At 67.4% G+C, this 13574-nt stretch carries 13 protein-coding genes; 6 read left to right on the top strand and 7 right to left on the bottom strand.

What is annotated here, in order from left to right:
- Positions 1-36: 36 nt before the first annotated feature.
- From pqqE to pqqA, 5 genes are all read right to left on the bottom strand, one after another.
- On the bottom strand, positions 37-1233 hold the full coding sequence (pqqE, locus tag AC1DS3_RS25415) for a pyrroloquinoline quinone biosynthesis protein PqqE (RefSeq protein ID WP_441640494.1): 1197 nt from the start codon (positions 1231-1233) through the stop codon (positions 37-39).
- Positions 1205-1477, bottom strand: a complete 273-nt coding sequence (pqqD, locus tag AC1DS3_RS25410; protein ID WP_035862268.1) for a pyrroloquinoline quinone biosynthesis peptide chaperone PqqD — start codon at positions 1475-1477, stop codon at positions 1205-1207. Before pqqD ends, pqqE begins: the two co-directional genes overlap by 29 nt.
- On the bottom strand, positions 1474-2166 hold the full coding sequence (gene pqqC / locus AC1DS3_RS25405; protein ID WP_477128200.1) for a pyrroloquinoline-quinone synthase PqqC: 693 nt from the start codon (positions 2164-2166) through the stop codon (positions 1474-1476). Before pqqC ends, pqqD begins: the two co-directional genes overlap by 4 nt.
- On the bottom strand, positions 2163-3080 hold the full coding sequence (gene pqqB, locus AC1DS3_RS25400) for a pyrroloquinoline quinone biosynthesis protein PqqB (RefSeq protein WP_441640492.1): 918 nt from the start codon (positions 3078-3080) through the stop codon (positions 2163-2165). Before pqqB ends, pqqC begins: the two co-directional genes overlap by 4 nt.
- Before the next feature lie 112 nt (positions 3081-3192).
- Positions 3193-3267 (bottom strand): pyrroloquinoline quinone precursor peptide PqqA, encoded by a 75-nt coding sequence (gene pqqA / locus AC1DS3_RS25395; protein WP_006161450.1) that lies wholly within the window; start codon positions 3265-3267, stop codon positions 3193-3195.
- Between the two features lie 86 nt (positions 3268-3353).
- Here pqqA and AC1DS3_RS25390 point away from each other — a divergent pair, with 86 nt between their 5' ends.
- Together AC1DS3_RS25390 and AC1DS3_RS25385 are read left to right on the top strand one after the other, a co-directional pair.
- Complete coding sequence (locus tag AC1DS3_RS25390; RefSeq protein ID WP_441640491.1) at positions 3354-4283, top strand: alpha/beta fold hydrolase; 930 nt, start codon at positions 3354-3356, stop codon at positions 4281-4283.
- A gap of 23 nt (positions 4284-4306) precedes the next feature.
- On the top strand, positions 4307-5242 hold the full coding sequence (locus AC1DS3_RS25385; protein WP_477128199.1) for an MBL fold metallo-hydrolase: 936 nt from the start codon (positions 4307-4309) through the stop codon (positions 5240-5242).
- Between the two features lie 28 nt (positions 5243-5270).
- Here AC1DS3_RS25385 and AC1DS3_RS25380 read toward each other — a convergent pair whose 3' ends face one another.
- Positions 5271-7328 carry a sigma-54-dependent Fis family transcriptional regulator gene (locus tag AC1DS3_RS25380; RefSeq protein WP_477128198.1) on the bottom strand — a complete coding sequence of 686 codons (2058 nt, stop codon included), beginning with the start codon at positions 7326-7328 and terminating at the stop codon, positions 5271-5273.
- Between the two features lie 261 nt (positions 7329-7589).
- Between AC1DS3_RS25380 and pedF the strand changes: the two genes are divergently transcribed.
- Both pedF and AC1DS3_RS25370 read left to right on the top strand, forming a co-directional pair.
- Entirely contained in the window at positions 7590-8069 is a 480-nt protein-coding gene (pedF, locus tag AC1DS3_RS25375; protein WP_441640488.1) for a cytochrome c-550 PedF, read from the top strand.
- Between the two features lie 88 nt (positions 8070-8157).
- On the top strand, positions 8158-9051 hold the full coding sequence (locus AC1DS3_RS25370; RefSeq protein WP_477128197.1) for a substrate-binding periplasmic protein: 894 nt from the start codon (positions 8158-8160) through the stop codon (positions 9049-9051).
- Positions 9052-9151: 100 nt separating this feature from the next.
- Here the strand turns inward: AC1DS3_RS25370 and AC1DS3_RS25365 are convergent, their stop codons facing one another.
- The gene (locus tag AC1DS3_RS25365; protein ID WP_441640486.1) at positions 9152-9358 is read right to left on the bottom strand and encodes a DUF6494 family protein; all 207 of its coding nucleotides are present in this window, start codon (positions 9356-9358) and stop codon (positions 9152-9154) included.
- 434 nt (positions 9359-9792) lie between these two features.
- On the opposite strand from AC1DS3_RS25365, the gene AC1DS3_RS25360 reads away from it, so the two are divergent.
- Both AC1DS3_RS25360 and AC1DS3_RS25355 read left to right on the top strand, forming a co-directional pair.
- The gene (locus AC1DS3_RS25360) at positions 9793-11703 is read left to right on the top strand and encodes a sigma-54-dependent Fis family transcriptional regulator (RefSeq protein WP_477128196.1); all 1911 of its coding nucleotides are present in this window, start codon (positions 9793-9795) and stop codon (positions 11701-11703) included.
- A 316-nt stretch (positions 11704-12019) separates the two neighbouring features.
- On the top strand, positions 12020-13438 hold the full coding sequence (locus tag AC1DS3_RS25355) for an aldehyde dehydrogenase family protein (RefSeq protein WP_441640484.1): 1419 nt from the start codon (positions 12020-12022) through the stop codon (positions 13436-13438).
- The last annotated feature ends 136 nt before the right edge of the window (positions 13439-13574 follow it).

The raw sequence follows: 13574 nt of genomic DNA, 5'->3' as shown, positions 1-13574 counted from the left end.
GTGTGAAACGTCTTTGATTTTTCTGTTCTTGATTTTCTATTTAGCGCTTTCACTACCAGCGCAGTCCGCTTCGCTGCTTAGCCTGAGCGAATTCCCATCGCTGCGGAAGACCATCCCGTGCTCCCGCCCGCGCGCCTGCACCTCGGCCAGCCTGCCCTGTAGCACGATCTCCATGACCTTCCCATGTTCTCCGGACCGATCGCAAACCGGATCCGTGGCGGCGGCATCGCCGGTCAGCAGGAACGCCTGGCAGCGGCACCCGCCATGGTCTTGCGCCTGAGAATCGCAGGATCGGCAAGGCTCCGGCAGCCAGTGCGTGCCGCGAAAACGCTGGAAGGCGTCGCTGTCGCGCCATATTTCGCGCAGCGATTGCGTGGTGACATTCGGCAGGTCGAGCCCGGGCAGCATGCGGGCCGCGTGGCAGGGCAGCGCGACGCCRTCGGGCGCCACACCAAGGAAGGTGGTGCCCCAGCCGTTCATGCATTTCTTGGGCCGTTGCTCGAAGTAATCGGGCACCACGAACAGGATCTTGCACCGGTTGCCGATGCGTGCGCGGTATGCATTCACGATCGCTTCGGCTTCGCGCAGCTGCTCATGCGTGGGCATCAGCGCCTGCCGGTTTTCCCAGGCCCATCCGTAGTATTGGGTGTTGGCCAGTTCCAGGTACTCGGCGCCCATCTCCAGCGCCATCTCGATGATGGCGCCGACATGGGGCAGGTTATGCCGGTGCAGCACGCAGTTCATCACCATCGGATAACCGTGCGCCTTGATCAGGCGCGCCACGCGTTGCTTCAGATTGAAGGTGCGGGTACTGGAGAGAAAATCGTTGAGCTCGCGCGTGGAGTCCTGGAACGATAGCTGGATATGGTCGAGCCCGGCGACGCGCAAGGCGGCCAGCCGCGCATCCGTGAGGCCGATGCCGGAGGTGATGAGGTTGGTGTAGAAGCCCAGCCCGTGGGCATGCTCGACCAGTGTTTCCAGGTCTTTGCGCAGCAGGGGTTCGCCGCCCGACAGGCCCAGTTGCACGGCGCCCAGCGCGCGCGCCTGGGTGAAAACGTCGCACCACTGGGCGGTGTCGAGCTCGGCATCATGCCGCGCATAGTCCACCGGGTTGGAGCAGAAGGCGCAATGGAGCGGGCAGCGGTAGGTCAGTTCCGCCAGCAGCCATAGCGGCGGCCCGGGCGGCGCCATGGCTGCTGGCGGCTCAGACCAGCCAGCCGCGTTCGATGGCATGTTTGACAAAGGCGTGTACCTCCGGTGCGATGCCCTGCACGCCGAAGGCGGACTGCAGGTCGTCGATCAGCATGTCGAGGGTGTGGCTGCCGTCGCAGCGCTGCAAGATGGCAGCCGCGCTGTCGTTGAGCGTGACCATGCCTTCCGGATAGAGCAGGATCCAGCTCTGCTGGGCGTCTTCCCACTGCAGGCGAAAGGTCCGGTGCAGCGTCGGCTTGGTCAGGTCGGCTTCGGTCGGGGTCATGGGTGGGCAAGTTGGATGGCGTCGAGCATCGACCACAGGATGTCGAGCTTGAATTGAAGTATGTCCAGCGCGCGCTGCTGCTGCTCCGGCGTGCGGAAGTAGCCAAGCGTCACGCGCAGGCCGTGATCGACGTCGCGCTGCGCAAGCGGAATGCGTGAGCGGAAATAATCCAGGCCTTGCGCTTCGATCCACGGATAGTGCCCGGGCCAGCCGGCCAGGCGCTCCTTGTGGATTTCCGGGGCGAACATCTCGGTCAGCGAGGAACACACGGCCTCCTGCCAGGGCGCGCGTCGCGCGAAGTTCACATAGGCGTCAACGGCGAAGCGCACGCCGGGCAGCACGTGCCGGTGCGACCACAGCGCGTCCCGCGTGAGTCCCACCGCCTGGCCCAGCCGCAGCCRGGCTTCGATGCCGCCTTCCTGCGTGTCTGTGCCGTCATGGTCCAGGATGCGCACGACCCACTCGCGGCGCGTGGCGCGGTCGGTGCAGTTGGAGAGGACGGCAGCGTCCTTGAGCGGGATGCTGGTCTGGTAGTAGAAGCGGTTGGCCACCCACGCGCGAATCTGCGCCGGCGTGCATTGCCCGGCCGCCATGCGCAGGTTGAACGGGTGGTGGATGTGATAGCCGGTCTCTTTCGCGCGCAGGCGCGCTTCGAATTCGGCGGGGCTCCAGGCCGTGGCTTGTGTCATAGCGTGATTTCCATGCCGTCGTAGGCCACCTCGATGCCGTGGTCCGCCAGCAGGCCGCGCTGCGGCGAGTCGTCCACCAGGATCGGGTTGGTATTGTTGATGTGGATCAGGATCTTGCGTGCCGCGGGCAGGCGGTCGAGCGTCTCGATCATGCCGCCTGGGCCGGACAGCGCGAGATGCCCCATGTCCGCGGCGGTCTTGGCGGAGAAGCCAAGCTGCTGCATCTCGTCGTCGCGCCAGCAGGTGCCGTCCACCAGCACCACGTCGGCGCGCTGCAGTTCGTCGAGCACGCGCGGCTCGATGCGGCCCAGCCCGGGCGCATAGAAGGCGCGCCGGCCGGTGGCGGCATCGACGATGCGAAGGCCGATATTGTCGCCACGCTGCGGCGCGTTGCGGTTGGGGGAGTAGGGCGGCGCCTTGCTCTCCAGCGGCACCGCCGTCAGCATCACGCCATGGAGCGGTGGCACCGTGAAGGGCGCGTCGTCCAGGGCCAGCGTGTGCGTGTCCAGCCCGCAGTAGTGCGACAGCATGCGTGTCAGCGGGAACGCCGTGCCGAGATCCTGCAGTACCGCCGCGGTGGCGTAGACCGGCAGCGCTTGCCGATGCTCGCGCAACATCAGGAGGCCGGTCACGTGATCGATCTGGGCGTCCATCAGCACCACCCCGGCAATCCCAGTGTCGCGCGGCTGGCGCGCCGGCTGYAGCGCTGGCGCCTGGCGCAGCTGCTCGAGGATGTCGGGGGAGGCGTTGACCAGCACCCAGTCCTGTCCTGCGTCGCTCAAGGCGATCGACGACTGCGTACGTGGCGTGGCGCGCAGCGTGCCGTTGCGTACGCCATCGCATTGGCGGCAGTTGCAGTTCCACTGGGGAAAGCCACCGCCTGCGGCCGATCCCAGGACCCGGAGTATTGTCATGGCGCGTATCGATAGGGTTCGTGACGGAGTCGAAGAGCAAAAAGCCCGCCAGCGAGAAAAAAGGCCCGCGGGGAGCGGGCCTTGCCAGGTTGGCGCGTTCAGGCAAAGGGGCTCAGCGGTTGGCGATGTACATCGTGATCTCGAAACCCAGGCGCAGTTCTTTGTAGGCGGGGGTGGTCCAGTTCATGTCTCCTCCTCGGGGGTGGCATAGTTAGTGAATGCATTGCGTTGTCTTGCGGCGGACATCGCCGCGTTCTTTCCGAGGCAACATCCATGCCCGCAGCGCCGCCGCCGTCCCATTGTTCTTTTCTCCGTATGCGGGATGGCCACCGCATGCATGTGCGACAGGCTGGCCCGGCCTCGGGTGATCCATGGCTGGTGCTGCACGGCGGGCCGGGCAGCGGCTGCAGCCCGTCGATGGGGGCGTGGTTCGATCCGTTGCGGCACCGCGTGGTGATGCCCGACCAGCGTGGCGCGGGCCGTTCGCGGCCCGCCGGCACGCTGCGCCGCAATACGGTGGGCGCGCTGCTGGCAGACCTGGAGCAGCTGCGCGAAGCGCTTGGCATCCAGCGCTGGAGCGTGGTGGGCGGGTCCTGGGGAGCCGCGCTGGCGCTGGCCTATGCCGCGCGCTATCCCGACGCGGTGGCGGCCCTGGTGCTGCGGGGCGCTTTCCTGACTGGCCGCGACGATATCCATCGGCTTTTTTCTCTGCGCGGCGGCGCGGTGTTGCGGCGCGTCATGGCTAGGGGCGAGCGGTCGTCCGATGCCCGGGCCCGCCTGCTCACTGTGTCACAAGTGTTGCAAAGTGGTACGCCTGTTCAAAAACTGGACACTGCCGGACAGTGGCAGCGCGCCGAACGGCGGATGCTGGGTCTTGGCCGGATGCAGCCGGTGCGCAAGCCGTGGCGCGAGCGCATGGCGGCGGTGGACAAGTACCGGGTTCAGGCGCATTACCTGCGCCGCCGTGCCGGGCTGGGCAAGCCGGCGCTGCTGAAGGCGGCGGCGCGGATCGGCGCGCGGGACGTGCCGGTGACGTTGCTGCATGGCCGTGCCGATGCGGTCTGCCGGCCGGCCAATGCCCTGCGCTTGCAGGCGGTCATGCCCCAGGCGCGGCTGGTCTGGGTGCCAGGCGGACACTTGCCTGCCGGTGCCATGGCCGAGGCCCTGCGGACAGCCATCCGCGCGGCGGGCGGGCAGCGGTGACAGATCCCACCCGGCGCGGATTCATGGGCGCCCTGCTGGTGATGGCGCTCGGCGGCGCCGGACCGGTCGCTGCACTGGGCCGCGTGGTGCTGGCGAGGTTGCAGCCTGGTGTGTATGTGGCCAGCGCAGCCAATGCCGAGGTGGCGCGGGCCAATGCCGGGGAGGTGGTGCCGACCCTGGTCCATGTGACCGGAGCCGGGGTGCTGGTGGTCGACCCGGGTCCGCATCTGGCCTGGGGGAAGGGGCTGCTGGCGGCGATCCGGGCAGTGACGCCCGAGCCGGTGCGCTGGGTGGTCAACACCCATGCGCATCCCGAGAACGTGCTGGCCAACGCGGCGTTCGCGCGCTTGCGGCCGCGCCCCGCGTTCCTGGCCTCTGCCGCCACCGCTAGCCTGATGCGCCAGCGCTGCGAGGCGTGCCTGGCCCGGCTGGCCGCGCAACTGGGGCCAGCCGCGATGCGCGGCACGCAGATCGTGTTGCCTGAACCCGGCTTGCGCCATGGCGATCGCCTGCAGACCGGCGCCACCGCATGGGAGGTGCAGGTCCACGCTGGGGCCCATAGCGCTTCGGATACTGTGCTGTATGCGCCGCGGCGGCGGCTATTATGCGTGGGCGGCCTGGCCTACCGCGACCGCGTTCCGGAGATGCAGGAGGCGTCCCTGCAAGGCTGGCGGCGCGCGCTGCGCGCCGTGTCCGCGCTACCCGCCGATATCGTGGTGGGCACCGCGCTGGGCACGCCGGCGCAAACGCTGGCGCCCACGCTGGYCTACCTGGACGCGTTGGCCGGCGGCGTCGCCGCCGCACTGGAAGCGGGCGGCGATGCGGCGCGCGTGCTCAGCCCGGCCGCCGCCGAGCCGTACCGCCATTGGCGCTATTTCGCTGCGCGCCATCCCTTGAATGTGCAGCACGCCTGGCGCGAACTGGAAGACCTGTGGATGAACGGCGAGCCGCTGGCCTGAGCGCCGGCCGGCGCGCACGGCTGCCGTCTCAGCCACCTTGCTGCGGCAGCGCGTTGGCCTCGTCCAGCTTCCGGTAGACCGTGTTGCGCGAGATGCCGAGCGCCTTGGCCGCCGCGGAAATATTGCCGTGGTGCGCCTTGACCGCGGCGACGATGGCCAGCGCCTCGACGTCGGCCAGGCGGGTGGGCTGGGCGCGGGGCGCGGCCTGCGCGGCGCGCTCGCCGTCCGGCGCGGCGTCTGCCGCCACCGTGGCGCCATGCGCGGGATGGGTGGTGGCCTGGCGTGCCAGCCGGTCTTCCAGGAAATCGTCGGGCAGGTGGTCCTCGGTGATCTCCGCCTCGCCTTCGGCCATCAGGCGCGCGGTGCGCAGCAGGTTGCCGAGCTGGCGGATATTACCCGGCCAGTGATAGCTGCGGAACATCTCCATGACCGAATCCTTGATGCGCGGTCCCCCGCTGGCCTGGCCCTCGCGCAACAGCTTGTTGGCCACCACATCGAGGTCGCTGCGCTCGCGCAATGCCGGCAGCCGCACCACGAGGCCGTTCAGGCGGTAGTAAAGGTCTTCCCGGAACATGCCATTGGCCACCTGCTCCCGCATATTGCGATTGGTGGCGCAGATCACGGACACGTCGACGTGGATCACCTTGCTGCTGCCCAGCGGCGTGACCGCGCGCTCCTGCAGCGCCCGCAGCATGCGCGCCTGCAGGTGCAAGGGCATATCGCCGATTTCGTCGAGGAAGAGGGTGCCGCCATTGGCCAGCAGCATCTTGCCGATGCCGCCCTTCTTGCGGGCGCCGGTGAAGGCGCCTTCTTCGTAGCCGAACAGCTCGGATTCGATCAGCGTCTCGGGTATCGAGKCGCAGTTGACAGCGATGAAGGGCCCGGCATGGCGCGGGCTGTCGGCGTGGATGGCACGGGCCAGCAGTTCCTTGCCGGTGCCGGTTTCCCCCAGCACCATGACGGGAATATCCTTGCCGATCACCTTGCGCAGCTTGGTGATGACGCTTTTGATCTGCGCATCGCCGGTGTCCAGGTCGTCCAGCCCGGGCTGGGCCGGCTGCGTGGCCGCGCGGTGGGGCAGGGAGGTGGCTTCAGGCCTGCAGTCCGTTTGCGCGCCGCCACGGTCGATGGCCACCGCCGGAACGGAAGCGGCGGGCGCTTTCCACTCGATGCGGGCGCTGACCTTGACGCCGCTTGGCAGCGGCAAGTGCACGACGCCCCCCTGGGCCTTGCGCTCGGCGTCGAACAGCTGCGACAGCGACAGGCCGAACAGTGAGGAGAAGGTGTGCGCGTGCAAGGCGCCGACCGACATCCCAAGCTGGAACTGCGCGCTGCGGTTGGCCGACAGGAAGCGTCCGCCCGGCGTAAAGGAGGCGATGCCCTCGACCAGGGTGCCGATAAACTCCGCGCGCGAGTGGAAGCGGACACACACCATGTCCTGGAAGGCATTGGCGAACAGCTGGTTCTCGATCATTTGCGCCGACATCCGCACCAGCGCCATGGTGTGCTTGTGGAACCCGCGCTGGTCACCCGTTACGTCGAGCGCGCCGACGGTCTTGCCGTAGGCATCGAGGATGGGCATGCACGAGCACGTGAGAAAGCGGTTGGCCTCCAGGAAATGCTCCGCGCCGTGGACCAGCGTGGCCTTGTTCTCGGCCAGCGCGGTGCCGATGGCGTTGGTGCCCCGGCTTTCCTCGGACCACAGGGCGCCGGGCTGCAAGGCCACCTTGCTGGCCTTGGCCAGGAAATCGTCATCGCCCAGCGAGTGCAGGATCAGGCCGGCAGCGTCCGTCAGGATCACCATGCTCTGCGTGTTGACGATCTGGTCATAGAGTGTCTCCATGACCGGCAGCGCGTAGGTAAACAGCGACTGGCTGCGCTCGATCTGGGTATTCAGCTCGTTCTGGAGCACCGGGCAGAAGTCCGGCGATTCATAGGGCCGCAAGCCATAGGATTCGGAGCGCTGGTGGGCCTGGGCGATCAGGCCGGGCCGGTCGCCCTCCGCCGGGTTGCCCTCCGCCGGGTTGCCCGTTACCGCCGGCGAGGCGCCGGGCACATGCGGGCCAGCGGCCGCTTGGAAAGTCATTTTTCTGTCTCCTGTGGAAGTCGCCCGCGATCTGTGCGCGGGTCGTTCCGAGTCCTGGCGTGATCGACATGGCCCGGAAGTGTTGCGTCATGAAGCAAAACGCTTGCCAGGGTGTTGCATTCCAGGGCACTGGTATTGGCCGGCTGTGTCACACGCTAACCATTTGCCGGGGGCCGGCCCGGTTTTTGGCCCACTTTGCGCTTGGTACGGCTTTTGCGGAAGTCACCTTCAAAACGCGTTCAACAACTGGAGGTGACACTGATGAAAACACCACGCCGCACACTTGCCCTGATTGCCATCTGCACGCTCCTGGCCGCAGCGCTGCCCCAAGCCGCATCGGCTCATGGCGACGTCACGCCGCAAGCCGTGGACACCAAGACACTACCGCAACTCGGCGAAGAATGGCGTCCGGATAATCCATACAGGAGCGGCGATGCGCAGCAGGAAGCACTGCGTATCGGCTCCTCGGCCTACAACCAGAACTGCGCGCGCTGCCATGGCCTGGAAGCGGTGTCCGGTGGCATCGCGCCGGATCTGCGCAAGCTGGATGGCGATTGCACGGCGCTGGCCAACGCGAAGAAAAAGCAGGAATGCATGGGCGAGGTCTCGCAATACTTCACCGCCACCGTGCGCAAGGGGCGTACGCGCGACGGCCGGGTCTACATGCCGCCGTTCGACGGCGTGCTGAGCCAGGAAGCCGTCTGGTCCATCAAGACTTACCTCGAATCGCGCCACGAGTAAGGGGGAGGCGGGGGCTGCCCGCGCATCCCCGGATTCCCGTACCCCCCGGATTCACAACCACAACGATCAAAAAAACAGGAGACCTCCCATGCGCGCCAGCTCTTTTCGCGGCCTCGCACCCTCCATGCCAGTCCAGGCTGGCCTGCGTCGCCTGGCCGGCGCACTGCTGGCGGTTGCCGCGCTCGCCTGCGCCCAGCCGTCGCTGGCCGATATGGCCAAGATCCGCCAGAGCGGGACCTTGAAGGTGGCCGTCTATAAGAGCCTGCCGCCATTCTCCACGGCAGCGGGCAACCTGTTGCCGGGCATCGACGTGGCGCTGGCGAAGGCCCTGAGCAAGCAGATGGGGCTGGCGGTGTCGCTGCTGCCGTTCGATGGCGACGAGAACATGTCCGACGACCTGCGCAACATGGTCTGGCGTGGCCATTACCTGGGCTATGGCCCGGCGGATGTGATGCTGCATGTGCCGGTGGACCGTGCGTTCATGCGTGCGAACGACAAGGCGCTGATCTTTGCGCCCTATCACCGCKAGATGTTCGTGCTGGTACACGACCGTGAGCGCGTCTCCGAGGTCCGGCAGCTAGGGGATCTGGCCGGGCAGCCTACCGGCGCGGAAGCCGGCTCCGCCGGTGCCAATGCCCTGTTGTCCGGGGCGCAGGGCGCGCTGCGCGACAAGGTGAAGATCTATCCCGGGCCAGACGAAACGCTGCGCGCGCTGTTTGCCGGCGAGATTGCCGCGGCAATGGTCACGCGCTCGCAATACGAAAGCGCGCTCAAGGTGGCCGGCCAGTCCGCCGCGCGTTTCGCCGCCGTGGACGTTGCCTCGCCGCTGCTGCCCGCGCGCGGCTGGGCCATCGGCATGGCGGTCAAGGCCGACGAGAGCGAGCTCGCCGAGTCACTGCAGAACGCGCTGGACGCGATCCGCCGCAGCGGCGAGCTGCAGCAGATCTTCGCGCAGTACGGGGTGTCGCTGCAAACGCCGTGAGGTTCTCCAGCCGTAGCATCGGCATTGACCGCGATCTGCATGGTGGCGCCAGGCCACCCTCGCCATACGCAATAGGGGGCCAGTGCATTGGCAAGTGGCGTCACTCGAGCTGAATCTCTGCGTCGAACCGGACCTTGACCTGCAAGGCGGCCAGCTCCAGCGTGACCACGACCGGGAAGCGTTCGGTTCCGGTGATGGTGCCGGCGGCGATCGCCTTGGACACCGCCAGCTCGATTTCCCGCTGCGAGCTCACGCCGACGACCTTGAGGAACTTGCGGATGCTGAGGTTGAAGGTTTCTTCGTTCATTGCGCTCTCCTGGCTGCTACCACAAGGAAAGACTAGGCGCTGGGCTGCGTTTTTGCTGCCTGAAGTGGATCCGGCCCGCGTGGCCAACCGCGTGGCCAACCAGGAGGCCACGTCAAAACGGGGACTACATGGCGCAACGGCGGCTGGCAAAGCGGGTCTGGTGGCACCGGCTGTGCCTCTTGCGTTCCTGGCGGCATTGCCTGCCATTGGCCGCCATTGGCCGGCACTGTCTCAAATTGAGACGGTGTGCCGCCCGCTTCGCAGCAAGGGTGCCGGCTTCGTGCTTGTCCGCTAGGTGAAAACCATGTTCCGCGCCGTCATGCGCTTGAAAACAGAGGGGGCCTCACTTACAGTTCCTCTCCAGCGCGCGCGCCCCCGCCGCGGCAGCAGCGGCAGTTGCCGCCATGAGAACAGGACCGTACGGAGACGACTGAATGAGGCATGCATCGATTGGGCCGGCAACGGACGTGCAGCTCGCGAGACGGAATTTTTTCGACGGGAAGCGCATTCCTCCCGGGACCGTACCTGACCTGATTGCCAGAAGCTGGCAGCGCGCCTCCAGCGCCGGCATGCGGCCCGAGGATCAGGCGCTGTTCAGCACGGCTGTCTCGCGCACGCAGCTGCAATGGATCGAGGATGAACATCGGGTGCTGATCGATGCCTCCGGCGAGGACATGGAGATTCTGGCGCGCGCGTTTCCCGCACAGCACTGGCTTGTGTTTTGCACCAACGCCGACGGCATGATCGTCAGCTCCAACGCGGGCACCCGCGCCGGGATTGGCCCGGCTGCCGCGGCCGTGCTCCGGGGCGGCAAGCGCGTATGCGAGAGCTCGCTCGGCACCAACGCGCCGGCCTGCGTGCTGATCGAAGGCGGCGGGGCGGTGGAGATACGGCGCGGCGAGCATTATCTCAATGAGCTTGTCGACGTGGTATGCGCGGCGGCGCCGATCTACGACTGCCACGACCAGCTGATCGGCGTGATCGACATCACCGGTTTCGGCGTGGACCTGCCCAGCTACGCGCTTGGCCTCGTGCAGTCGGCCGCCATGTCGATCGAGAACCGGMTGTACGCCAGGCTGCATGGCTGCCGCATCTTGCATCTGCATCATGACCATCRCATGCTGCATACGCCGGCCGAGGGCATTGTCGCGATCTCGGGCGATGACGTGATCGTGGCCGCCAACCGTGCCGCTCGGCAGATGCTGAAACTGCGCGGCGCTGGCGGTGCCGGTACCGAGCTGCGCCAGGTCTTCGCCAGCGGTCTGCATGGCACGGCGGCCTCCCGCCATGCCTCGCTGAGGGCGCTTGGCGGCGAGCGCTTCTTTGTTTCGCTCGACCAGACCATGGCGCCGATGCGCGCGCGCCGGCAGCATGGCAGCGATGGCGGCGACGGCGCCAAGCTGGCCGACGGCGGGTCATGCGTGATTGCCGATGCGGCGCTGTCGCGCACCGTCGAGAAGGCCGTGACCGTGATCCGCGAGCAGGTGCCGGTGATCGTGCTGGGTGAGACAGGTACCGGCAAGAGCATGCTGGCGCGTGCCCTGCACGAGGCCAGCCGGCCGGGCGAAGCCTTCGTCTCGCTCAACTGCTCGGCGATTCCCGAAAGCCTGGCCGAAGCCGAACTGTTCGGCTATGCCGACGGTGCATTTACCGGCAGCCGCAAGGGCGGCAGCGCAGGCAAGATAGAACAGGCCAATCATGGCACGCTCTTCCTGGATGAGATCGGCGATATGCCGCTGGCGCTGCAGACCCGGCTGCTGAGCGTGCTGCAGGAGCGCAGCCTGACCCGCATCGGCAGCAGCAAGCCGGTGCCGGTCGATATCTCCGTGATCTGCGCGACCCACCGTCATCTTCCCGACCTGGTGCGCGAGGGCACCTTCCGGGAGGACTTGTTCTACCGCCTGAATGGCATGTCGGTGCGCATGCCTGCCCTGCGCGAGCGCACGGACATGCCCGAGCTGGTGGCGGCCGTCCTGCAGTCGCTCGCGCGCGGGCGGTCCAAGCGGCTCGACGCCGATGCCATGGCCCTGGTCATGTCGCACCACTGGCCCGGCAATGTCCGCGAGCTCCACCAGGTGCTGCGCGCAGCCATTGCCTTGTCCGGCGATAGCGAAATCGTGGGGCGCGAGCATTTCGACGACTGCTGGGTGGCGGCCGCGGCCAGCACACCGGCGCTGGAGGCGCGGCCCGCCCTTGGCCACTCCACCGTCATGGCGGATGTGCAGAACGAACTGATCCACAGGACCCTGGCTCAGCTCAGTGGCAATCGCTCGCAGGCTGCGCGCGCACTGGGCATCTCGCGCGCCACCCTGTATCGCAAGCTGGCGCGCCACAACCCCGGCTGAGCGCAGCCGGACTAGCGCCCTCAGGGCCCCCGATGATCGCGTGCGCGGTTATCGGGGGCCTTTTCTTTTTCCCGGCATGTCTCAGTTGTGTCGAGACACCGGCGCAGTTTGAGACAGCAATACGGCGCCGCTTGCACGCACGGCTGCATCCATCAGGCTTGGGGAGCGGCTGCAACGAGCTGCAACGGGCTGCAACGCGCGGGATGACGTGGATTCGGCGGCGGGCGAGCGCGCGCACGGTGTGCTGGGCACGGCCTTTGCAGTAAGCAGTACGAGCGCATGAGCGCTACCTGCACAGACAAAGGAGACAGACAATATGCCAAGCAATGCAGCACTGGTGATCGGCGGCAAGCTGGTCGAGGGCGGGGCCCTGCTGGACGTGATCAATCCCGCCACGGGCAAGGTGTTCAATACGGTATCCCGCGCGACCGAGCGCGATGCGCACGCGGCCGTGGCGGCGGCCAAGGCGGCCCAGCCGGGCTGGGCGGCGCTCGGGCTGCCAGCGCGCCGCGCCTTGCTGCTGCGCTTGGCCGACGAAATGGCGGCCAACGCGGAAGACCTCGCCGCGTCGCTGGTGCTGGAGCAGGGCAAGCCGCTGGCCGAGGCGCGCCAGGAGCTGCAGTTCGCGCTGGCGTTCGTGCGCCATATCGCCGGCATGGAACTGCCGGTATCGGTGGTGCAGGACGATGCCACCCATCGCATCGAAGTCCATCACAAGCCGCTGGGCGTGGTCGCCGCCATTGCCGCGTGGAATTTCCCGGTGCTGATCGCCGCCTACAAGATCGCGCCCGCGCTGCTGATGGGCAATACCGTGGTGCTCAAGCCCGCGCCGACCACGCCGCTGGCTTCGCTGCAGCTCGGCGCCATCGCCAACGGCATCTTCCCTGCAGGCGTGCTCAACGTGATCACCGATCTCAACGATCTGGGCGGCTTGCTGACGTCGCATCCCGATGTGGCCAAGGTCTCGTTTACCGGCTCCACCGCGACGGGCAAGAAGGTGATGGAAAGCGCCGGGCCCCGCCTCAAGCGCATCACGCTGGAGCTTGGCGGCAACGACGGGGCCATCGTGCTCGACGACGCCAACGTAGCGCAGATCGCGCCCAGGATCTTCGGCAGCGCCTTCTACAACTGCGGGCAGGTATGCCTGGCGCTCAAGCGCCTGTACGTGCATGCCGCGATCCATGACGAGCTTTGCGATGCGCTGGCCGAACTGGCCAGGCAGGCCGTGGTTGGCAACGGCGCCGAGTCCGGCGTGACTCTCGGGCCGCTGCAGAACGCCATGCAGTTCGACAAGGCCGGCCGCTTCCTGGCCGCGGCCCGGCGCGACGGCAAGGTGCTGGCCGGTGGCGCCGCGCTCAAGGGCGATGGCTACTTTATCGCGCCCACCATCGTGCGCGACCTGCCCGACACCAATGCGCTGGTTGCCGAGGAACAGTTCGCGCCGATCCTGCCGGTGCTCCGGTACGAAGACCTGGACGATGCCGTGGCGCGCGTAAACGGCTCGCCCTACGGCCTGGGCGGCTCGGTGTGGTCGTCCGACCAGGCGCGTGCCTACGCCGTGGCGCAGCGGCTCGACGTGGGCACGGCCTGGGTCAACCATCACCTGCATTTCGGCCCGCACATCCCCCTGGTGGGCGCCAAGGAGTCCGGCGTGGGCGTGGAGTTCGCCGCCGAAGGCCTGGCCGAGTATGCGCAACTGAGCGTGATCAATATCGCGCGCCAGCAGGCAGCCTGAGCACCTGCGGCATCCCGCCCGTCAGACCCGGCACGGCCCTCTGGCTGTGCCGCGGCATGGGCACACAACAAAAAATGGAGGAGACATGCAACAACAAGGACCGGCCATGCGCCGGAGGATGCGTTCGTCCCTGCGC

It is taken from the genome of Cupriavidus sp. 01L46 (assembly GCF_056399905.1).
The sequence above is the reverse complement of the archived record's forward strand: the minus strand, read 5'-3'. Positions and strand labels throughout refer to the sequence as shown.